The organism is Acinetobacter sp. CIP 64.2, assembly GCF_000369645.1.
In the GTDB taxonomy this organism is placed as follows: Bacteria; Pseudomonadota; Gammaproteobacteria; order Pseudomonadales; family Moraxellaceae; genus Acinetobacter.
Genome location: NZ_KB850122.1, coordinates 1,491,730 through 1,514,426, shown reverse-complemented (window position 1 = coordinate 1,514,426; position 22,697 = coordinate 1,491,730). Strand labels below are relative to the sequence as shown.

Annotated in this window: 19 protein-coding genes and 1 tRNA gene; 10 read left to right on the top strand and 10 right to left on the bottom strand. The window is 41.1% G+C overall.

Annotated features, from left to right (window positions below):
• Positions 1 to 11 precede the first annotated feature (11 nt).
• The 4 genes from F895_RS03920 to F895_RS03935 all read left to right on the top strand — a co-directional run bounded on the left by F895_RS03920 (position 12) and on the right by F895_RS03935 (position 5,018).
• Positions 12 to 1,082 carry a microcin C ABC transporter permease YejB gene (locus tag F895_RS03920; RefSeq protein WP_005243274.1) on the top strand — a complete coding sequence of 357 codons (1,071 nt, stop codon included), beginning with the start codon at positions 12 to 14 and terminating at the stop codon, positions 1,080 to 1,082.
• On the top strand, positions 1,082 to 2,092 hold the full coding sequence (locus F895_RS03925; RefSeq protein ID WP_010590059.1) for an ABC transporter permease: 1,011 nt from the start codon (positions 1,082 to 1,084) through the stop codon (positions 2,090 to 2,092). Before F895_RS03920 ends, F895_RS03925 begins: the two co-directional genes overlap by 1 nt.
• Positions 2,070 to 3,668 carry a dipeptide ABC transporter ATP-binding protein gene (locus tag F895_RS03930; RefSeq protein WP_005243271.1) on the top strand — a complete coding sequence of 533 codons (1,599 nt, stop codon included), beginning with the start codon at positions 2,070 to 2,072 and terminating at the stop codon, positions 3,666 to 3,668. The genes F895_RS03925 and F895_RS03930 overlap by 23 nt, the downstream gene beginning before the upstream one ends.
• A gap of 105 nt (positions 3,669 to 3,773) precedes the next feature.
• A complete protein-coding gene (locus tag F895_RS03935; RefSeq protein ID WP_005243270.1) occupies positions 3,774 to 5,018 on the top strand; it encodes an NADH:flavin oxidoreductase/NADH oxidase family protein in 1,245 nt (414 codons plus the stop codon).
• An 87-nt stretch (positions 5,019 to 5,105) separates the two neighbouring features.
• Here F895_RS03935 and F895_RS03940 read toward each other — a convergent pair.
• The 3 genes from F895_RS03940 to pyrC all read right to left on the bottom strand — a co-directional run bounded on the left by F895_RS03940 (position 5,106) and on the right by pyrC (position 6,885).
• Positions 5,106 to 5,181 (bottom strand) — tRNA-Glu (locus F895_RS03940).
• Between the two features lie 19 nt (positions 5,182 to 5,200).
• A complete protein-coding gene (gene rnt, locus F895_RS03945) occupies positions 5,201 to 5,866 on the bottom strand; it encodes a ribonuclease T (RefSeq protein ID WP_005243269.1) in 666 nt (221 codons plus the stop codon).
• Positions 5,851 to 6,885, bottom strand: a complete 1,035-nt coding sequence (gene pyrC / locus F895_RS03950) for a dihydroorotase (RefSeq protein WP_005243268.1) — start codon at positions 6,883 to 6,885, stop codon at positions 5,851 to 5,853. Before pyrC ends, rnt begins: the two co-directional genes overlap by 16 nt.
• Positions 6,886 to 7,048: 163 nt before the next feature.
• On the opposite strand from pyrC, the gene F895_RS03955 reads away from it, so the two are divergent.
• Entirely contained in the window at positions 7,049 to 8,320 is a 1,272-nt protein-coding gene (locus F895_RS03955; RefSeq protein ID WP_005243267.1) for a GGDEF domain-containing protein, read from the top strand.
• 57 nt (positions 8,321 to 8,377) lie between these two features.
• Here F895_RS03955 and F895_RS03960 read toward each other — a convergent pair whose 3' ends face one another.
• Positions 8,378 to 9,574: a L,D-transpeptidase family protein gene (locus F895_RS03960; RefSeq protein ID WP_005243266.1), complete on the bottom strand. Its 1,197-nt coding sequence runs from the start codon at positions 9,572 to 9,574 to the stop codon at positions 8,378 to 8,380.
• A 198-nt stretch (positions 9,575 to 9,772) separates the two neighbouring features.
• Here F895_RS03960 and hemE point away from each other — a divergent pair, with 198 nt between their 5' ends.
• The 4 genes from hemE to F895_RS03980 all read left to right on the top strand — a co-directional run bounded on the left by hemE (position 9,773) and on the right by F895_RS03980 (position 14,295).
• Positions 9,773 to 10,846, top strand: a complete 1,074-nt coding sequence (gene hemE, locus F895_RS03965; RefSeq protein ID WP_005243265.1) for a uroporphyrinogen decarboxylase — start codon at positions 9,773 to 9,775, stop codon at positions 10,844 to 10,846.
• 44 nt (positions 10,847 to 10,890) lie between these two features.
• Entirely contained in the window at positions 10,891 to 11,685 is a 795-nt protein-coding gene (locus tag F895_RS03970) for a DUF817 domain-containing protein (protein WP_005243263.1), read from the top strand.
• 181 nt (positions 11,686 to 11,866) lie between these two features.
• A complete protein-coding gene (locus tag F895_RS03975) occupies positions 11,867 to 12,337 on the top strand; it encodes a DUF3015 family protein (protein ID WP_005243262.1) in 471 nt (156 codons plus the stop codon).
• A gap of 77 nt (positions 12,338 to 12,414) precedes the next feature.
• Positions 12,415 to 14,295, top strand: a complete 1,881-nt coding sequence (locus tag F895_RS03980) for an Lnb N-terminal periplasmic domain-containing protein (protein ID WP_005243261.1) — start codon at positions 12,415 to 12,417, stop codon at positions 14,293 to 14,295.
• Between the two features lie 36 nt (positions 14,296 to 14,331).
• Here F895_RS03980 and F895_RS03985 read toward each other — a convergent pair whose 3' ends face one another.
• The 6 genes from F895_RS03985 to trpD form a co-directional block, all read right to left on the bottom strand.
• On the bottom strand, positions 14,332 to 14,697 hold the full coding sequence (locus tag F895_RS03985) for a cupin domain-containing protein (protein WP_005243260.1): 366 nt from the start codon (positions 14,695 to 14,697) through the stop codon (positions 14,332 to 14,334).
• A 14-nt stretch (positions 14,698 to 14,711) separates the two neighbouring features.
• Positions 14,712 to 15,260, bottom strand: a complete 549-nt coding sequence (gene folE, locus F895_RS03990) for a GTP cyclohydrolase I FolE (protein WP_171057872.1) — start codon at positions 15,258 to 15,260, stop codon at positions 14,712 to 14,714.
• Between the two features lie 91 nt (positions 15,261 to 15,351).
• Positions 15,352 to 16,041 carry a Smr/MutS family protein gene (locus F895_RS03995; RefSeq protein WP_005243258.1) on the bottom strand — a complete coding sequence of 230 codons (690 nt, stop codon included), beginning with the start codon at positions 16,039 to 16,041 and terminating at the stop codon, positions 15,352 to 15,354.
• A 458-nt stretch (positions 16,042 to 16,499) separates the two neighbouring features.
• The gene (locus F895_RS04000) at positions 16,500 to 17,432 is read right to left on the bottom strand and encodes an IS5 family transposase (protein ID WP_000743262.1); all 933 of its coding nucleotides are present in this window, start codon (positions 17,430 to 17,432) and stop codon (positions 16,500 to 16,502) included.
• A gap of 314 nt (positions 17,433 to 17,746) precedes the next feature.
• On the bottom strand, positions 17,747 to 18,553 hold the full coding sequence (trpC, locus tag F895_RS04005; protein WP_005243257.1) for an indole-3-glycerol phosphate synthase TrpC: 807 nt from the start codon (positions 18,551 to 18,553) through the stop codon (positions 17,747 to 17,749).
• A 9-nt stretch (positions 18,554 to 18,562) separates the two neighbouring features.
• Positions 18,563 to 19,612, bottom strand: coding sequence for an anthranilate phosphoribosyltransferase (gene trpD / locus F895_RS04010; protein WP_010590093.1), 1,050 nt, complete (start codon positions 19,610 to 19,612; stop codon positions 18,563 to 18,565).
• Between the two features lie 355 nt (positions 19,613 to 19,967).
• Here trpD and F895_RS04015 point away from each other — a divergent pair, with 355 nt between their 5' ends.
• Positions 19,968 to 22,694: a TonB-dependent receptor plug domain-containing protein gene (locus F895_RS04015; RefSeq protein ID WP_005243254.1), complete on the top strand. Its 2,727-nt coding sequence runs from the start codon at positions 19,968 to 19,970 to the stop codon at positions 22,692 to 22,694.
• Positions 22,695 to 22,697 lie beyond the last annotated feature (3 nt).

Sequence of the window (22,697 nt, the reverse complement as noted above, 5' to 3'; positions counted from 1 at the left end):
GATCTTATTAAATGCTTCACTATATTCTGAAAAGAATGTTATTGATGATCCCAACCTTATTTTTCATTTTATTGATTAATTTTATTATTGTGCAAATTGCACCAGGTGGGCCTGTCGAACAAGCGGTACAACAGATCCAGAATGCACAGGGTTTAGGGGCAGGTAGCCATTCACAATCTACGCTCGGTACACTGGCACAGTATCAGGGTGCACGAGGCTTAAGTCCGGAGATGCTTGAAAAAATCAAAGCACAATATGGTTTTGATCGGCCTGCCTATGAGCGGTTTGGATTAATGCTTAAAGGGTATTTGACGCTGGATTTCGGCAGCAGTTTTTTTAAAGATAAACCCGTAACGCAACTGCTCTATGAAAAGTTACCTGTTACCTTGTCCTTAGGGATATGGAGCACTTTTCTGATTTACCTGATTGCGATTCCTTTGGGCATCAAAAAAGCCAAAAATAATGGTTTGCTGTTTGACCAATCCAGTTCGTTGTTGCTTGCGGTAAGTTATGCGATTCCATCTTTTGTTTTTGCCATTTTGTTGATTGTTTTTTTTGCAGGAGGCAGTTATTTACAATGGTTTCCGTTGCAAGGATTGGTATCGGAAAACTTTGCCCAACTGAGTCTATTGGCAAAAATAAAAGATTATCTGTGGCATATGAGTTTGCCGATTCTGAGTATGGTATTGGGGAGTTTTGCTGCACGTACTTATCTGACTAAATATTCATTTGTAGAAGAGTTGAACAAGCCCTATGTGCTGACTGCGCGATCAAAGGGTCTAAACGAAAATCAGATCCTGTATGGACATGTTTTTCGTAATGCAATTTTGGTGGTGGTGGCAGCTTTACCGGAAACACTGGTCGGGATTTTCTTTGTGGGGAACTTATTTATCGAGATTATCTTTAATCTGGATGGTATTGGCCTATTAGGTTTTGAGGCAATTACCCAGCGTGATTATCCTGTCATTTTTGGAACTCTTTTTTTATTTACTCTATTTGGAATGATTTTGCGGTTAACCGGCGATTTACTCTATCAAGTGATTGATCCGCGTATTGATTTTGAATCAAGAGGTGGGCAATGATGTCACCTTTAATGCGCGCACGATTTTCTCGCTTTCAGCATAATCAGCTTGGTTTTCGTTGTTTTATTCTATTTATAATTATTTTTGTTTTGTCGCTATTTGCCGAATTCATTGCCAATGATAAACCGCTGTTGGTTCGTTATCAGCAGTCTTTTTATTTCCCGATCATTCGGGATTATCCAGAAACGACCTTTGGCGGTGTTTTTGAAACCACGGCAGATTATCAAGATCCTGTGGTGAAGCAGTTAATTGAAAAGCAGGGCTGGATGATTTCCCCACCGGTGTCTTTTTCCTATCAATCTCCCAATTTATCACTTGCGGTGCCTGTGCCATCAAAACCAAGTCCACAGAACTGGCTTGGAACGGATGATCAAGGTCGAGATGTATTTGCCCGAATTCTCTATGGTCTTCGCATTTCCCTCTTATTTGGATTTGCCCTGACACTGTGTTCTGCTGTCGTTGGCATTATTGTGGGGGCAATACAGGGGTATTACGGTGGCTGGATTGATCTGATTGGACAACGGGTGCTAGAAGTGTGGGGCGGTTTGCCAATGCTGTTCATTGTCATGATCCTGGTCAGTATGTTTAGTCCCAGTGTGTATTGGCTATTTCTGATCATGCTGCTATTTGGCTGGACGGAGCTGGTTGGATTGGTACGGGCAGAATTCTTGCGCGCACGAAATCTTGATTATGTTCGGGCAGCGCAAGCGTTGGGGGTGAGGGATGACCACATTATCTTTCGGCACATCTTGCCTAATGCAATAAGCTCAAGTCTGTCACAGATTCCGTTTATGTTGACTGCAAATATCATTGCTTTAACTGCATTGGATTTTTTAGGTTATGGTCTACCGCCTGATGCGGCTTCGCTCGGAGAGTTATTATTACAGGGTAAAAACAATCTCGATGCACCTTGGCTGGTGCTGTCAGGATTCTTTACATTGGCGATTGTACTGTCTTTATTGATTTATATTGGGGAGGCAGCGCGTGATGCATTCGACCCAAGACGCTAAGACTGTTTTACAGCCTTTATTAAGTGTTCAGCAACTCAATATCCAAAATGAAATAGGACACTGTCTGATCCAGGATTTGAGCTTTGATATTTACTCTGCCCAAACGATGGCGATTGTTGGCGAAAGTGGTTCTGGGAAATCAATCAGTGCGCTAGCCTTATTAGGGTTGTTACCCGAGAACCTGGCGGTGCAAGGGCGAGTTGAATTTGCTGGCCAAGCGTTTTTGTCTGCTCACCAAGCTCAATTGCAGCAGCTTCGGGGCAAACGAATTGCCATGGTTTTTCAAGAGCCGATGACAGCGTTGAACCCTTTGCACTGTGTAGAAAAAATAATTGCTGAAAGCCTGATTTTATCTGGGCTGAGTAAGGCCGATATTCGACAACAGACTCTCTGTTTATTGCTAGATGTTGGGCTTGTTGAGGCAGAGCAAATTCTCAAATGCTATCCACATGAATTATCAGGAGGGCAACGACAACGGGTGATGTTGGCGATGGCCTTGGCTTTAGAGCCTGAGATTTTGATCGCAGATGAGCCAACGACGGCTTTAGATGTTGTGCTACAAGCCCAAATTTTAGCGTTGTTAAAACGGTTACAACAGCAGCGAAAGATGGCGCTGATTTTGATTAGCCATGATCTGAATTTAATTCGGCATTATGCAGATCAGGTTGTGGTACTTAATCTAGGGCGAGTTGAAGAGCAGGGGGAGATCAATGAAATTTTTACACATCCCAAGACGGTATATACGCAGAGTCTACTGAATCATGATTTTGGACAGGCTTTGCAATTACAACCCAGTCAGAGATTACTGGAATTAAAAAATGTCACGGTAAAGTACCCCATAAAAAGGGGGCTATTTAATCGGGTTCAATCCTATAACGTTGCTGCTGAAGCTGTGAGTTTTAGTCTATCGCAAGGTGAGGCTTTGGGTATTGTAGGGGAAAGTGGTTCAGGAAAGTCTTCATTGGCGTTGGCTATCGCACGGTTGATCAAAAGTGAAGGTGAAATCCTTTTGCAGAAGAATGATTTAAACCAATTGACTCGAAAACAGCTTCGACCAATACGCCAAGATTTCCAGATTGTATTCCAAGACCCCTTTAGTAGCTTAAATCCGCGAATGTCCGTTGAACAAATTATTGCAGAGGGGCTTCAGCTACAAGGTATCTCCAAGCAGCAATGTCATGAGCAAATTGACACTGTACTTGCAAAAGTCGAATTGGCTACAGCAGAAAGAACCAAGTATCCCCATCAGCTCTCTGGTGGACAACGACAAAGGGTCGCAATTGCTCGTGCATTGGTGTTGAAACCTAAGTTACTGGTTCTGGATGAGCCGACATCTGCTTTAGATCGTACCACGCAACTGGCTATCATTCAGTTACTACGTCATCTGCAGCTACAAGAAAAAATCAGTTATGTATTTATCAGTCATGACTTACAAGTCATTCAAGCATTATGCCAAAAAGTGATAGTGATGCATCAGGGCAAAGTCTTGGAATATCAAGCCACAGCACTTCTATTTAGTCAGCCTCAAACTGAATATACGCGTCAACTCATTTCTGCCAGCGAATATTCATATTGAAATTAAATTGACATATGCTATTGTCAGTTTATCGGAAGAATGCTTGACAGGCACAATAATTAGATTAAATTAGAGCAAATACTCTAATTATAGCAGAGGATGACCATGAGTCAGATTGCAGACAGTATCCAGATTCGCAATACCACATTTAAAAATCGTATTATCAAAGCGGCCATGAGCGAAGCGCTTGCGAATGATGCAGGACAACCCAATGATCTACTGATTGGTCTATATGAAGCATGGGCAAAGGGTGGGTTGGGCTGTGCTGTGACTGGCAATGTCATGGTGAATATTGATGCCAAGAATGAGCCAGGTGTGGTTGCGATTGAAACCGAGCGAGATCTGCAGAAATTGCAGCAGTGGGCAGCGATTGGTAAAAAATATGGCATGGTGCAGTTGATTCAGTTGTCACATCCTGGCCGGCAATGTCCTAAAGGTCTAAACAAAGAGACCGTTGCGCCATCAGCGGTACCATTTAGTCCAGTGCTTGCAGCAATGTTTGGCACACCACGTGAACTCAAACATGAAGAAATTTTAGATATCATCCAGCGTTTTGCAACGGCTGCAGCTGTATGTGAAAAGGCTGGATTTGAAGGGGTGCAATTTCATGGTGCACATGGTTATCTTATCAGCCAGTTTTTATCACCTCTGACCAACAAGCGTACCGATCAATGGGGTGGTTCGATTGAGAACCGTATGCGATTCTTGCTGGAAATTTATAAGGCAGTCCGTGAGGCGACCTCTGAAAATTTCATCATTTCGGTCAAACTGAATTCGGCGGATTTTCAGCGCGGTGGTATTACTGAAGATGATGTCATTACTGTATTTAAGGCGATTGATGCAGCGGGGATCGATATTATTGAAATCTCGGGAGGGACTTATGAGGCGCCAGCCATGGCAGGGGTAAAAGCCGAATCCCGTAAAGCCAGTACCGTTGCACGTGAGGCATATTTCTTGGAGTTTGCCGAGAAAATCCGCCAACATGTCTCTTGTAAGTTGATGGTGACGGGGGGCTTCCGTACCGTAGAAGGAATGAATGCTGCACTTGAAAGTGGTGCATGTGATTTTATCGGGATTGCCCGTCCACTTGCGGTTGAAACGGATCTGACAGACCGTTTAATTGCAGGGCATGATGTTCGTTATGCTGTGAACCAAATCAAAACAGGTATTCCATTTGTCGATAAGATGGCGATTATGGAAATCATCTGGTATGCAGCGCAGTTTAAAGCCATTGGGCAAGGTAAAAAGCCGAATCCAAAATTATCACCACTGTTGGTATTCTTAAATTATGCGAAAGGGAATATCAAAGCGGTGGTGAAAGGTCGAGTCAATTCTCGGAAGTCTGCATAAGATATATTAGGGCTCTTCGGAGTCCTTTTTATTATTCAAAGCAAATAAAAAAGCCACTGTCTTAAGATGCAGTGGCTTTTTCAAATTTGGCGTCCCTACGGGGATTCGAACCCCGGTTACCGCCGTGAAAGGGCGATGTCCTAGGCCTCTAGACGATAGGGACTTCTTGAGGTGGGTGTATATTAGGGTTCTGTCACCAAACTGTCAAGAAGGTGAGGAGACAGTTTGTTCAAAATATAGCAAAACAGTTCAGCCGTTTTCTGCGTATCATACAAAGCAGAATGCGCTTCCTTACCATCAAACTCGATTCCGGCCTGAATACAGGCACGTGCCAACACGGTTTGCCCAAACATGACTGCACTTAAGGTCACCGTATCAAACACCGAAAAGCTGTGAAAAGGATTCTGGTTTTTGGTTCCAGAACGTGCAATTGCAGCTTGCAGGAAACCTAAGTCAAAGTGCGCGTTATGACCGACCAATACCGCGTGGGTACAGTGCTGGGCTTTGCGTACTTCATTCAATGATTTGAAAATGCGACGTAAAGCACTTCGTTCATCCTCAGCCATTGCAACACGCATTGGGTTGAATGGGTCAATCCCAATAAAATCGAGTGAACGACGATCAAGATTTGCACCTTCAAATGGATTGATATGTGCTTGAAATGATGGACCTGGGACAAACTGTCCTTGTTCATCATAGACAATCGGGATACAGGCAATTTCAAGTAGGGCGTCGGTTTGCGAATTAAAACCTGCAGTTTCTACATCGACGACAACAGGTAAAAATCCACGAAAACGCTGTCCGATCACAGGCGCTTTATTTTCTTCTTGGGTCACACTTTTCTCCATTGCAGTGTTTTACCTGCATGAAGTGGGATAATTTTCTGATCTTCTAGGTAATCAAAAGATTCAGCGACGGTAATGTCTTCTTTGACGAGCGTAATGGTTGAAGTATTGCGTGGTAGGCCATAGAAATCAGCACCAAACATGCTGGCAAAACCTTCTAGACGTTCTAGTTTACCGACTTGGTCGAATGCCTGTGCATAAAGCTCAATGGCATTAGGTGCGCTATAGCAGCCTGCACAACCACAGGCATTCTCTTTGGCATTTTGCGCATGTGGAGCACTATCTGTACCTAAGAAGAATTTTGGATTGCCGCTAGTTGCCACTTCCAGCAAGGTGGTTTGATGCGTTTGACGTTTTAAAATTGGCAAGCAATAGAAATGTGGTTTGACGCCACCCACTAACATATCATTGCGGTTGAATAATAAATGTTGAGGGGTAATGGTTGCTGCAACATTACGATCTTGTTCCAGTACAAAATTTGCCGCATCACTTGTTGTAATGTGTTCTAGTACGACTTTTAATTGTGGGAACTGCTTCAGTAACGGTGACAGTACTTCATCTAGGAATCTTTTTTCACGATCAAAAATGTCAACATGATTATGCGTGACTTCACCATGAAGCAACAGCGGAACTTGATGTTCTTCCAGTTGTTCGATCACAGCGTACACTTTACGAATATCACTAACGCCATTATCTGAGTTAGTGGTTGCACCCGCAGGATAAAGCTTGATGGCATTGACAAATTCAGACTCTTTAATTTTACGCACTTCATCTGGAGAAGTGTGATCGGTAAAATAAAGCACCATACGCGGGTCAAAATGAAGCCCTTCTGGGACATGGGCAAGAATACGCTCGCGATAGGCTAAAGCTGCATCTACAGTTTTGACGGGTGGAACAAGATTGGGCATACAAATTGCGCGTGCAAATTGTTTGGCTAAATCAGGGACAGTACGTTTTAAAGCTAAACCATCACGCAGGTGTGCGTGCCAATCATCTGGTTGCAAAAGTGTAAGAGTATTCAAGGTCTACTTCAAACTTAAAAATAATACAAATAATAATGCATAAAGTGTGAAAATGGTAACTACAATTACGGATAAGTGGTTAAGCAAAGCACATGACAAAATGAGAATTTATGTTATTTTTTATGCGGCACAAAAATAGTGCAGTATAAAAAGAGTGTATGGGATGGACAATGGCTATGATCTTGATCAGTTGCAGAGGGCAAAAGAAGACCTAGAGCAGCTTGTTGCCCAACATTCCAAGTCAAAAAGTTCTCATCAAACTTTACCTCAACAATTAGAAAATGAATTTTGGACCTTTAATGTTGATCGAACCCGCCTCAATGCAATTCAGTTCTTTGGTCAGGGGGTGATTACCTATACTGTTTTTGTTCTGCTGATTTTACCTTCTAACTTTATTGTCATACGTGCAAGTGAGCATTTTGTGCTCGACTTTATCTACAGTATTTTGAGTTTAATGGTCGTTGGTATTGCACTTTTCTTGTTTTGGGTCTTCTCAAGATTTAAAACGCTGAGCAACTTATTTTATCCGACAGCCTGTCTCATTGTTTTCTTAACTATTGTATTGACCTCCGTGTTGATGATGAGCGTTTCCAATCTGGTATTGCAGAATCAGGCGATGGTATTGATTGCCTTTTTATATATGTTGGGATTTATTCTGAGTGGAATTCGACCATTACATATGTTGTGGATTGGCTCATTTGCTGCAGTTTCTATCTTGTTTATTTTATATTTACTTAATCATACAAGTGACTTTTTAATGATTGGGCGGACGCTGATTGGAAGTTTACTGCTCGGTTTTTCGATTAGTGTGATGTTAACCTCTAAAGAAAGAAAAATATTTATAAAGTCGAAAATATCAGAGATTGATGAACAGATTTTGCGGATTCAGGCCTCTGAGTTGTTACATTTGAGTCAGCATGATGAACTTACAGATGTATCAAATCGACGTACTTTTGAAGAAATGTGCCGCTATTATTATGATTTATCTTGTAGGGAGCGAAAATCATTATCGGTACTCTTTATCGATATTGATTTTTTCAAAAATTACAATGATTTTTATGGGCATCAAATGGGTGACCAGGTGATCTCGGCTATCGCGAAAAGCATCAAAAGTTCAATTCGGCATATGGATTTTATTGCACGATATGGTGGAGAGGAGTTTGTGGTGTTATTACCTGAAACTTCTGCACAAGGGGCTTATGCGGTTGCAACTAATATTTATCGCGCCATTGATCGTTTAATGATTCCTCATGAAAAATCCTTAGTCGCAAATCATGTGACCATTAGCTTGGGGATAACTGTTTTTAATGGCAATCCAAAAATTAGTCAGGAGCTTTTGATTGATACAGCAGATAAAGCCTTATATCGTGCGAAGCAATTAGGCCGCAATCAGATTTATTATCAGCCACTCCCCAACGTAGAGCAAAATATTTAAGCGATAAAAAAACCGAAGATCAATGTTGATCTTCGGTTTTATCAAATAATTTTTACATTATTCCAAGAATTTTACAGTCACGCCTGAGCGTACTTTATTACCTAAATCATTGGCATCCCAGTTGGTTAAACGGATACAACCATGTGATGCAGTTTTAGAGATCAACGATGGGTTTGGTGTACCATGAATACCAAATGATTTCTTGCTTAAACCAATCCAGATATTCCCCACTGGCGCGTTAGGACCAGGTGGTAAAGTGAGTGGTTTAAGGTTCTTACCTTGTACAAAGTTCGATGGTGAGTAGCTATAGTACGGGTTGCGAGCAACACCGACTACTTTATAGGTACCCGTTGGAGAAGGCGTGTCAGAACTACCAATTGTTGCAGGAAAAGAAGCAATCATCTGGTTACGGCTGTTGAATAAATACAGCTGTCTTGCACCTTTGTGCGCAACGATCAAATGAATATCTTCTGGTAAATCATTGCGGACATTGGCAACAATGATTTTCTCGCCAGGTTTTTTAAAGGTTGCCGTTGGATTCAGTTTCTTTAAGAAATTTTCATCCATATGGAATTTTTCACCTAACATTTCTGTTACGCGGGTGTAATACAAACCTTTCATTTTTGCTTGTAAGGCGTAGTCTGACGGGATTGAATCCGCATACGGGCCTTTAAAGTCAGCATCGGTGAGGGTGTATTCAACATAAGCCGGTTTGGTTTGCTTCGCAACCAAGGCATCCCATGTTTCTTTAGTCAGTTGACCTGTTGGCGTTAAACCATTCATTTGCTGGAATGATGCAATGGCTTTTAAAGTATTTTTACCATTTGAACCATCAATTGCACCTGGTGAAGCATGCGCGTTATTCAGCATCACATGAGCGCGTGCATAGGCTGGAAGCTGTCCTTTGGGTAAAGTTTCAGGCCATTCAGCATTATTGATGCTGTCCAATGTCCATGAAACTTTAGCGGCAGGCGCAGCCGCTGCTGTATCTGGTGTATTTTCTAATTTTTGAGAGACGACGGATGCAGCACCTGTATTCACTTGAGGATCAGATGTTGCTGGCGCAGCAACGCTAGAGGCTGGATCAGCAGCAACAGCAGAAGTGGAACGGTCAATAGCTAAAGGATCAATAGGATCTTGTACTGAACCTGCGACTTTTTTGGGATTCAATGGTTGCTCAGTTGTTGGCGCAGCAAAAGCAACATTAGTAAGAATACAACTTAAACTCATAGCGAGTAATGAGCGAACAAACATGTAATTCAACCTTAAGAATTATTCATATTGAGATATAAGATATTGCAAGTATTACAGAAAATAATACGGCTTGCAGTAGCAGTTTTGTGTAAAAGCGAAATTTATTTGAAGGGAGGGCTTTTGTGAGGCATTGCGGTTATAAATTCCTGAATAACTTTGTTATGATGCGCTCTACATGAAAGAATTTAGAGATTGGTAATGACACCGTTGAAAAATGATCGTTTTTTACGAGCTTTATTACGTGAACCTGTAGACACCACACCTGTATGGATGATGCGTCAAGCAGGGCGTTATTTACCAGAATATCGTGAAACTCGTGCGCAGGCAGGAGACTTTCTATCTTTATGTAAGAATACCGAATTTGCGTGTGAAGTGACGTTGCAACCATTGCGCCGTTATGAACTGGATGCTGCGATTTTATTTTCAGATATTTTGACTGTACCCGATGCATTGGGTTTAGGCCTATATTTTGAAACAGGTGAAGGGCCAAAATTTCATAAAACAGTGCGTACTGAACAGGATGTGGCGAATTTACCAAAGCTCAATGCCAAGTCTGATTTAGCTTATGTGATGAATGCAGTTTCGACCATTCGTTCTGCGCTAAATGGACAAGTGCCATTAATTGGTTTTTCGGGAAGTCCGTGGACTTTAGCAACCTATATGATTGAAGGTGGTTCAAGCAAAGAATTCCGTTTTACCAAAAACATGATGTATGCACAGCCAGAAGTATTGCATGCTTTACTGGATCATTTAGCGGATTCAGTGATTGATTATTTGAATGCACAAATTGATGCGGGTGCACAAGCCATCCAGATCTTTGACAGTTGGGGGGGGGCATTGGCGCATAGAGAATATGTTGAATTCTCATTGAACTATATGACCAAGATTATTGCAGGTCTCCAACGCGAGAAAGATGGTCGTCGTATTCCAATTATTGTTTTCACCAAAGGCGGTGGGCAATGGTTAGAGACCATGCTGACGACAGGTGCAGATGCATTTGGTTTGGATTGGACCACACCACTTTATACTGCACGTGATGTGATTGCTGGTCGCGCGGCCTTACAAGGTAATTTAGACCCTGCCGTGCTTTATGGCTCAGCTGCTTCAATTGAAAAATCAGTCAAAGCAATGCTGGATGATGCCTATGCCAACGGTGAAAAAACGGGTTATATCGCAAATTTAGGTCACGGTATTACCCAATGGGTTGATCCTGCACAGCCAAAGATTTTTGTTGATACTGTACATGAATACAGTGCCAAATATTTAGGCTGATATTTAAACCATACTTTAAGGTCTAACACGTTAGGATCAGTTTCGTGCAGTTGATTGTTTTACCCCTTAATTTTATCACTAAGGCAGCTTCGGCTGCCTTATTTGGATTGTTGCTTTTAATTGCATTTGCAATTAGTGCACCGATGGGAAGCCATGAATATTATGGTTTTTTTCGTTATGACTATTTACTTTTTTACGCGCTAATCATTCAGGCCTGTTTGATTTACTTAAAACTGGAGTCATGGGCAGAAGCGAAGGTGATTGCATTATTCCATATCATGGCAATGGGCATGGAAATCTTTTTGACACATCCCGCTATCGCATCGTGGCAATATCCTCAGCCAGCTGTTTTCAAGATACTCACTGTGCCTTTGTTTGCTGGTTTTATGTATTCAGCGGTTGGTAGTTTTTTTGCCCGTTCTTTACGACTTTATCATGTCTCTTTCGAAAAGCTTCCCAGTTTCGGTAATATGCTAGGCTTGGCTGTATTGTCGTATCTTAACTTTATGACCAAATTCTTTATTCCAGATATTCGTGTTGGATTATTTATTTGGAGCGTGTTGATTTTCTGGAAAACCAAGCTGTCTTTTCAACTTGAGCAACGTCATTTTAAAATCCCGATGTTACCCGTTTTACTTGTGCTCGCTTTCCTGATCTGGATTGCTGAAAATATTAGTACCTTTTATAAAATTTGGCTGTATCCAAGCCAAGTGGACGCATGGCATATAGTCGGCTGGGGCAAGTTGGGGTCATGGTATCTATTATTATTACTCAGTCTGGTTTTGGTATTAAAAATCTTGGGTACGAGAGATAAAAATGGGTCTTGGAAGTTAAATTAAGTCGGTTGAGGTTCTTTTAAGAGACGTTGTCTAATTTTTTGTTATGAATATTTCAGATATATTTCAAAATTTGTTTGCTAAAACAAGTTAAGCTCGCTATTTTAATTCATGTGTAAAAAGGATTACACAATACAATAGTGATAAGAATAGCGAAATATAATTCTTGCTGGAGATCGTTCCTATGTTAAAAAAAATTGCATTAGCTGCTTTGTTAGCTGCTGGTTCAACTGTTGCAATGGCTGACAATGATGTCGGTTGTGGTGTGGGTACACAAGTTTGGGCGGGTAAAAAAGGCGTTGGTCCTAAAATTCTTGCTGCAACAACCAATGGTATCTTTACTAACCAATTACTAGGTATTACATTTGGTACTTTAGGATGCCGTCAAGGTGGTACTGTTACCGCTCAAGTCGTGACCTTCACCAATGAAAATGCTGAGTCTTTAGCGCGTGATATGGCGGTGGGTCAAGGTGAAAGCTTAAATGTTCTTGCTGAATTAATGCAAATTAAAGCCAATGACAAAGCACGTTTCTTTGCTGTGTCTAAAGCAAACTTTGCTGAAATTTATTCAAGTAAAAATACCAACTCACTACAAGTTTTAGATGCTTTACAAAGTGTGATGGCAAAAGACGCTGTGCTCAAAGCATACGTTTAATTGCGGCACGATAAAACCCTGTCTTGATGGCAGGGTTTTCTTATAATGATTCTGATTATTTTAAAAATTACGATTGAATGAAATTAGCTACTTTTGCGTTTGCATCGTTGTTGTCTCACTTTGTCCATGCAGCGGGTGAATCTGATGTTCAGACTTATTTGAATCTGGCCAATCAAAAACAATTAGATCAGCAGACCACTTGGCTACGCTTGATGTATGCCGACAACAAGCAAAACAGTGAAGTTGCTTACAGCGGCTATTTTTATGTAAAAGATGGTAGAACCAATTTAAAGCACGAATTACACGCTGATATTCAAGCCTTATTTCTTGAGACGGCAGATAACCAATCCATTCGTTGTAAATTTCCAGCCCGTAGCCGTTGGCTGATGCAACAGCTGAATATCGAGGCTCAACAACTTCCTCCAGCCAACTGCAATGAATTTGAGGACTGGATCAATCAAATCAAGCCACATAAAGCCACTTTGATCTATGCCACAGATTTTATGGGTAATCCAAGTTCGATGTTTGGGCATACTTTATTGCGTTTAGACCCTAAAGATCAGAAGCAATTAAACTTGGTGTCCTATGCGGTAAATTATGCGGCCACAGTCAGAGGCGAGGATAACTGGTCTTATGCGTGGAAAGGTTTGACAGGGCAGTATCCTGGTGAATACTCCCTGATGCCGTACTATCGCAAAGTAAAAGAATATGGTGATTTTGAAAGCCGTGATTTATGGGAATATGAACTCAATTTAACACCAGAAGAAACCCGCTTTTTGGTTGAACATATTTGGGAAATGCAGCATGTGAGTTTCCCTTATTATTTTGTCAGCGATAACTGTGCTTATCGTTTATTGGGTTTGATTGACTTGGTTCGTCCTAATTTAAACCTAAAACAGCAGTTCAATTATGCCGCCATTCCAATTGAAACCCTGAAAGTAGTTGATCAACAGAATTTGGTCAAGGAAGTGGTTTATCGCCCTGCACTCGAAACACAATTGCTTGCACAAGCCAAACAACATGGTACGCCTTTGGCCAAGGTTGCTCATCAAGTTGCGTTTACCAAGATTGATCAAATTCAACCCATTTTAAACACCTATCAGCCACAAGATCAGGCCAAGATTTTAGAAATGGCCTATGATGATTTATATCTGCAATATATCAGTCAACAGATTGATGCTGATTTTGCCCAGCCGCAATTACGGCAGTTACTTGCACAGCGTAGTCAAATTGATATTGATAAGCAGCGCCAAGAACCGATACGTCCAAAAAAACAACCTGTGGAAGGTCATCATGCACGCAATGTTTCGGTGAATGTGGGCGAGGTACAAGGACAAAAGTTTATTGAACTTGGGCATCGTCAAGCCTATCACGACTTGATTGATCCGCAAGGTGGCTATCGTACAGGTGCACAATTATTATTTTTAGACGGCAATCTGCAATACCGTGATGACAAACTCAAGCTCGAACATTTAGATCTTTTATCGGTCAACTCCTATAACCCCATTCAACCGTTTAAATCACCATTAACGTGGGGTTTTAATTTGGGCTGGAAGCAGGAAGCCATTGAAAATGGGCAGTTTAGTGAAGATGCCCAACATGGGGTGATGAATCTGAACATGCAAGTGGGCTATAGCATGGCCGATTATGATCGTCGACATTTGTGTTATGCGCAGCTACAAAGCCATATTCAAGGCGGAAAGGCTTTGGATAAGGGCTGGCGTGTTGGGGCAGGACCAACTTTAGGATGTATGAATCAGTGGTCAGACAATATCAATAGCGTGGTACAAGTTGAACTGCCGTATTGGCAAGACCTGAGTCAATGGAATCTAAGAGTGGGTACACAGCTTCAATATAGCTTAAATAGCAATCATGCCTTGCGCTTAAAGTGGGATTTTGAACAGCAAGATCATAAAGACTGGAATAAGGTGGGATTGGGCTATGTCCGTTTTTTTTAAGTCTAAACGAGGCTTGATCACTAGAATTTATAAGGATCAAACCTCAACAATCACATAGTATTTTTTAACTTTTTCAATAACTTCAAATGTACCCACAAATGCCGGTGGAATAATTCCGGCATTGCCAGCACTCACTTCAATAAATGAATTGCTTTTCGCATCATGGATACGGACAGTGCCTTCAATGACTTGAAAAAACTCTTGTTTATTGTCTGCAAATTGAATATTCCAAGCGCCAATTTCACATTGCCAGATGCCGCAGTCCATATGTGGATGTTCATATAAACTATAGGTTAAACGTTCAGGATTACCTCGAACCAGACGATCGGGACGAGGGTAATCAATACTTGCGTCATTTGCGATTAAATCGCCAAAACCTGCTAACTGAATGGTTGATGACATCTCTGATGCTCAACTTAATAGTTTTCAGGTACAGCGCTTAAGAACTCACGACGTACATCTTTGTCAGTTTTAAAGTCACCAACAAAAGAAACGGTACGTGTGGTTGATTCTTGCTTGCCAACACCACGCATCATCATACACATATGCGCTGAGTCAATTACAACAGCAACACCACGTGCTTGCGTGACTTTTGCTACTGCTTCAGCAATTTGCTGGGTTAAATTTTCTTGAACTTGCAGACGTCGTGCGAACATTTCCGTAATACGTGCAAATTTAGATAAACCAAGTACCTGACCTTCAGGTAAATAGGCGATATGTACCCGACCATAAAATGGCAGTAAATGATGTTCACAGAGTGAATAAAATTCGATATTTTTGACCAATACCATTTCATGGTTATCGGAAGGGAAGAGTGCGCTATTTGTAACTTCTTCAAGGGTTTTACTATAACCTGAAGTCAAAAAAGAAAACGCTTTCGCCGCACGCATCGGTGTATCTTGTAAGCCCGGGCGATTTAGGTCTTCACCAACGGCAGTTAAGATATTTGCGTACGATTGCTGCATAGACATAACAATGTTCACTTAGGTGGGTTGAACAAAAACGGCAATTGTATCAGAAAACGATTAAAAATCTTAATTTTGATATAAATGCAGATTATTGCGTGTATTTCGGGTTCTTTTCGGCACGTTTCAGGAGCACTAAAACAGCACCTGTACCGCCTTGATTTTCAGGTGCACTGACGAAAGCCAGTACATCACGGTGCTGTCTGAGCCAACCGTTGACATAGGTTTTTAAAATGGCTTCTGGACCTTTGCCATGTACAATTTTAATGACGTTCTGGTTTTCATCTTTTGCTATTTGAATGATTTGCAGAACTGCTGCTCGGGCTTGCTCAACCGTACAACCATGTAAGTCGACTGCTTCGAACCAGCGAATTTTTCCTGCTTTTAGGTCTTCAAAGACTTTGTGCTGTAAAGTTGCAATTCGATAGCTTAAGGCAGCCTGGCTGGCAACAGGATTTAAGATTGCTTGAGTATCCGAGATTTCTGTAAGCTCTTGCTCAGCTCCACCTTCTGCCGCTGCACGTTTTGCCAAGGTCTGGGCATCGACTTTTTTGCTACGCGTCACTTTAGTATCGGCAATGTTCTGATTGTCGATCGGTTTGACCCCAAGCAGGGCTTTTTTAAAAAGTTCTGTATCTTCCAATTCTTCAGTGGCAGCTTGAGTTTTCGCTAGCTCAGCCTGTTTCGCAATCGCACTGGATTGAGGGTTAGAGATTTGCTTTTTAAAGGCTTTCAGTAAGTTAAACTGATCTTTAGAAAGCGATGAATCATGTTTACTCATAATGTTAGAAAAATAGGTAAGATACGAGAGAGGTTTAAAATTATAGTCTGAATTTGTGATGATTTGAACTGTATTGTATTTATAGAGGGGGATGGACTTAATAGAGTCTTATCTAATTCAAAAAAGAGATAGTCTTATGGAAGAGAATCTATATATTTTAGTAATTCTTGTAAGGCAAATTCCACAGAAGTAATTGGTACATATTCAGCATATACAGTATTTTCTGTAAGATTTTCATAAGTAAAAAAGGAATTTATATTTAAAAGAAATATGAAAAAAATAGATGTCTTGTTCCTTACCGCAAGGTTTGTAAAATCATCAAATGTTTCTTCTAATGTTAAATGATAATAGTTTATAAATTGATTATTGGGGTACAAGTTTTCACGAAAGTTTTCGATTGTTAGATGGCTTTGTTGCACAAAGATTTGAAAGGCAAAGCGCCCCTAATTGAGCCAAATTTAAGGCGTAACTTGGGTAAGTGGTCGACCTAATTCCGTAAATCTGTTGAGGACTGCTACACGTGCATGAACCTCATTGACTTGGCTATCAAAGCTCCTTGCACTGAGTTTATCTCTTAATAATTTGATGCAGTGCATTTTAGTCTCAACCAAACTTCGGCGATGATAGCCTGACCATTTTTTCCATAGTGTCCTACCTAAACGTTTAATTGTTCGAAGTAATTCATTTCGCTCTAGCGAGCTACTCTTTGTATCTTTCCATGGTTTCGCATTTTTTCTAGGTGGAATCACCGCATGTGCTTGCCGATCTGCAATGACCTGACGGCATTGCTTGGTGTCATAAGCTCCATCGGTATAAACAGAGTCAATCTGCTCATCTTGTGGAATCTGATTAAGTAAATCACCAAGCACCTGTGAATCACAGACATTATTGGTTGTGAGCTGAATAGCGCGTATTTGTAGGGTTTTGGCATCTATACCAATATGTAGTTTACGCCATTGGCGACGATATTCAGCTCCATGTTTCTTGCGTTTCCATTCGCCCTCACCTAGAAACTTCATCCCTGTAGAGTCTACGAGTAGATGCAGCCCATCGCTACTTTTTTGGTAGCTGATTGCAATATCAATATGCTTTTGTCTTCTACAAAGCGTACTGTAATCTGGTGCGGTCCAATTTAATCCGCAAAGTTTAATCAGACTTTGCACAAAGCCAGTGACCATACGTAAAGATAGACGGAATAAGGATTTAATCATTAAGCAGCATTGGATGGCTGCGTCGGAGTAGGTTTGATTTCGCCCTTGTTTGCCTTTTGATGGAGCATACCATTGCGTAGCAGGATCAAACCAAAGGGCAATATTTCCGCGATTAATGAGTGCTCGGTTATATGCGGGCCAATTGGTTGTGCGGTAGATTTTGTGTGTAGGCTTCTTCATTTGAAAATTATATCGCTGAAAAAGCCTTTACAGATAGGTTTGTGCAACAAAGCCTTGTTAGATTATTATTAAAATATGAAGGGCTTGTTAGTAGATATTTAAACGCTCCAATGAAGCTAGGCATATATGTAGGAGAGTCTAGTGTTCCGAAGGAAACGCCATTGATGTTGACGGTAAGATGAAGACTAAATCTTCCTTACTGATGTGAATCAAATGAACTCCTGAGCTTTAAATTTGAAAGGCTTATTAAACTTTATATGTCTTAAAGAGAAAACCCAATCATAAACAATTGGGCTTTATATCTAGTTATAAATTTAAATCTGTTCAGGTTGCCCAAACAATTCATTAAATGCCTGATCAGGACGAGGCTGCTTCATAAAACTTTCGCCGACCAAGAACGTATGAATATCGTTGGCTTGCATCATGTCTACATCAGCAGGGGTGGCAATACCACTTTCAGTCACCAAGATACGAGAAGCAGGCAATAATTTCTTTAAACGCAATGAGGTATTTAAATCGACCTCAAAGGTTTTAAGATTACGGTTGTTGACACCCAAAATGCATTGTTCTGACAGCTTTAAAGCACGTTCCAATTCAGATTCATCGTGCACTTCAACCAACACATCAAGCTGCTGTTCAAATGCAGTCTTCGACATTTCTTCCAGTTGTTGATCAGATAAACATGCCACGATCAATAAAATACAGTCTGCTTGCAGCGCACGTGCTTCAACTACATTATAAGGATCAATTAAGAAATCCTTACGCAAAGCAGGGAGAGCACAATGCTGACGTGCGATCGCAATATTTTCATCAGCACCTTGGAAGAAATCCACATCGGTTAATACCGATAAGCAAGCTGCACCTGCTTGTTGATATTGTTGGGCAATTTCAGCAGGATTGAAATCTGCACGAATGATGCCTTTAGATGGGGAAGCCTTTTTAATTTCAGCAATTACGGCTGGACGTTTGTGTTGTAAGGCATTGGCAAAACCACGAACAGGGGTGGCCTGTTTAGCCCACTGTTCAACATCATGCAAGCTACGTTGTTTTAAACGTGCTGCAAGCTCCTCATGTTTGCGGTCAACAATTTTACCTAAAATGGTATTTTGAATATCGATCATGAGAAGTCCTTAGTCTGCCTGATATTGTTTCAATGTCTTGGTAAATTCAGCCAAGATACTCATTTTTTCTAAGGCCTGTCCGCCATATAGAATATCTTGAGCCAGCTCAACAGCTTGTTTATAGGTTTTGGTAATGCCTGCGACGTAAATGCCTGCACCTGCATTTAGTGCAATCATATTCGCGGCTTTCTCACCAACCTCTGATTTATCTCGACTCAAAGCATCTTTGATCAGCTTTAAACTGTCTTCTGAACTATTGACCACTAAGCCTGTGAGGGTTTGAGAGGCAATACCGACATCTTCTGGGTTCAACGTCCATTCGGTAATTTCACCTTCTTTAAGTTCCGCTACCGCGGTTGGTGCAGCTAGGCTGATTTCATCCAGACCATCTTTAGAATGCACAACCAATACATGCTCGGCACCGAGCTGTTTTAATACTTCAGCAATGGGGCGGCAAAGTTCATCTGAAAATACACCAATCACAAAACGATTCACACCAGCAGGGTTGGTCAATGGTCCCAGTAAGTTGAAGATGCTGCGGATTCCTAGTTCACGACGAGGGCCAACAGCGTATTTCATGGCTTTATGATGATTGGGCGCAAACAGGAAACCTACACCCATTTCACGGATGCAGCGTTCAGTTTGTTGCATATCTAGGTCAAGCTGAATGCCGATTTGCTCAAGTAGATCAGAAGATCCTGATTTACTGGATACACCGCGGTTACCGTGTTTGGCAATGGTTGCACCTGCAGCGGCAATCACAAAGCTAGAAGCGGTTGAAACATTAAATAAGTTTTGACCATCACCGCCTGTACCGACGATGTCGACGAGATGCGGAATATCACTGACATCAATCTTGATGGCAAACTCACGCATGATACGTGCCGCAGCGGTGATCTCATCAATACTTTCACCTTTCATGCGTAAGCCCATCATCAGTGCACCAATTTGCGCTTCCGTTGCTTCACCTTGCATGATACTGCGCATTACATCTTCCATTTGAGGCTGGGTAAGATGAATGTTTTTGGTAATGTGATTAAGGGCCTGTTGGATATTCATAGTCATGAGTTACAGCATCAATGATTAAAATTTTGAGTGAAGTCAGTTGTCTGAGTAGATGGTTTGGCTTTTTGTGATCCATGATTCACTAGCTACGAGCTATGTTATCAGAAAATAAACAAAGTTTTTTGTCGTTCGGTCATAGTTTTAAAAATTTTGCTTGTTCATTGATGTGGTATTTTTGAATAGTTCAATTTATTTCTGGAAAAAGGTTTTAATTTATTCTGATTTTTTATGATAAGGACTTAACCTTTTGGTATATCTTAATCATACATATCTCTAGAAAAAATGAGTATAAATCAACTAAATAAAAGTGGATATATTAGGTCGGTCTTAATTTTATTCATTCATAAATATGTACCTAAATTACTTGAAATATCTTGGGGCGGCTAAAAACAAAGGTTGTTTTGTTGTTGTCTTTATTGCATGCCTTCATCCATTAGAAAGTTATGCTGAGAGCAATGTAGAACAGCCACAAAGCAAGGCAACATCGGATAAAGTGGTGCGTGTAGCGGTCACAGGTTCACGTATCTCAAAAGCACAAAAAGATGGTCCAACCAGTGTAACCGTGATTACCGCTGCCGATATTGAAAAACAAGGCTATACCAATGCTTTTGATGCCTTAAATAATCTGGCTCAAAACACGGGGTTTGTACAAGGCGCCGATTTTGGCAATATCCGAACGCCTGCGGCAAATGCCATCAGTCTACGTGGATTAGGGCCGAACTATACCTTGACCTTAATCAATGGTCATCGCGTCGCGGACTATCCTGTAGCGTATGAGGGCAATGTTAATTTTGTCAATCTGGCCAATATTCCTACTGCAATTATTGACCGGATTGAGATTTTAAATGGAGGTGCTTCTGCAATTTATGGTTCAGATGCAATTGCAGGTGTGGTGAATATCATTCTGAAAAAGAAAACGGATGGCACACAGATCAATCTCAAAGCTGGTACTACCAAAGAAGGCGGAGAAAATCTACGCTTACAACTGAGTGGCAGTAATAATCTAGATAAACTGAGCCTTGTTTATGGCTTAGAACTAAGTGCGCGTGAGCCGATTTTCGCAACAGATCGTCATTTCATGTCTACCAGTACAAAGAAAGGTGAAGCACCGACAACAATTGTTGGACGCCGGAATGCGGAGACAGGACAATATTTGCCCATTGGCGGGGATGGTTGCCAAGCATATGAGCAGCTTTTCAAGAGTTCCGTACATAACTTTGCTAAAAATGGTGATCGTTGTACCAGTGATCGTGTACGTTCAACTTATTGGTCTGTACAAACCCAAAATCGTAGCCAAAACGGTTACTTGGGGTTGGATTATAGCTTGAATGATAAAACGCAATTATTTGCAGATATCCTGATTGGCGCAAATCAGATCCAGAATAATACTCGTTCACCGACATGGACTTCGCTGGGAACTAATGGCTACTTTTTCAATCAAAACTCAGGCAATTATGAAATCTGGAATCGTGCTTTTGCACCAGAGGAGTTTGGTGGCCTGAATAAAGTTAATAAGAAATGGCAGGAGTTTTCATCAAATTTAAATTTTGGTATTCGAGGGGATATTGCTGACAGTAGCTGGAATTATGAAGCGGCATACAACGGTTCGATTTATACCAGTAATTTACGCAACCCGATCAATCAGCTTGCTGGTATAGATGAATATTTCTTAGGTTCACGTTTAGGGGTAGATAAAGATGGTGTTCCAATTTACGCACCAGATTTAAAACGTTTAAACCAGCCTCTCAATCCAGACGAGATCGGAAGAGTTTGGGGGAGCAGTGAGCAAAAAGATCGTTCTTGGGTGCAAAGTGTGAGTTTGGCTGCCAATGGTGATGTATTTGAGTTACCTGCGGGAACGGCGAAATTGGCAGCAATTGCTGAAGTTGGGCGGCAAGGTTTTAAAAATAGACCAGATAAAGCTTTTGAGCAGGGTAAATTTAATACAACCAGTTATGGTGAATATGGTGGGACGCGTTCGCGTCAAGCCCTGGGAACCGAGTTGTTCCTTCCTTTAGCAAAACCATTAAATTTAACTTTATCTGGACGTTATGATCGCTATGCGCTTTCGGATAATAGTATTGATAAATTTACTTTTGGGTCAGGGCTAGAGTTTCGTCCAGACCCAACCTTATTACTTCGCAGTAATTACCAAACCAGCTTTCGTGCCCCTGACATGAACTATTTATTCTTAAATAAACAAAAAGGATATTACTCGAGTACGACGGATTATTTACGCTGTGAGCAAACAGGACAGCCATTAAGTAATTGTGAATTTAGATTGTATTCCCCTGGCGCAGATTATATTAAAGTCGGAAACAAAGATTTAAAACCTGAAAACGGCAAATCTTATGGTTTTGGTTTTGTCTGGTCACCTGTTAAAACTTTTGATTTATCGGTTGATTACTGGAATATCCAGATTGATGATCAAGTGACGAACATCAGTGCAGACAAGTTGCTTAAAACTGAGGCTGATTGTCGTGCTGGACGCAGAAATATTAATGATACGCAATGTGTAGATGCACTTGCACGGATTGAACGTAATCCTACAGATGCTGTGGTTAACCCGAATGTGATTCGCAATATTAATATTGTTCCAATCAATGCCGCTTCCGTCAGTTCTAGTGGTATCGATTTGACCAGTAAATTGCGCTGGAAAACTGATCATTGGGGTAATTTCCTGTGGAGCGTCAATTTTAGTCGTACACTGAAGAATAAATATCAGCAATCCAAAGAAGATCCTGCTGATGATTTACTTTGGGATAAAAGTAATCTTGATTGGCGTGATCGCTTTAATAGCAGCCTGAGCTGGAAGCGCGGTCCATTTGAGTCGACCGTATTATTGAGTCGTTATGGAAAATTACCGAAAGCCGATGAGTCTGGTTGGTTGAACCCGATGTATGTTGTCAATTGGAGTGGAACTTATCAAATTTCATCTCAGGCATCGGCTTCGATTATTGTAAATAATTTATTTGATAAGGATAAGTTGGATTACACAGGTGGATGGGCCTATTATGCAACAGGTTATCCTCTCTATGGCCGTCAAGCTTGGTTAGAGTTTAACTATAAATTCTAAAAA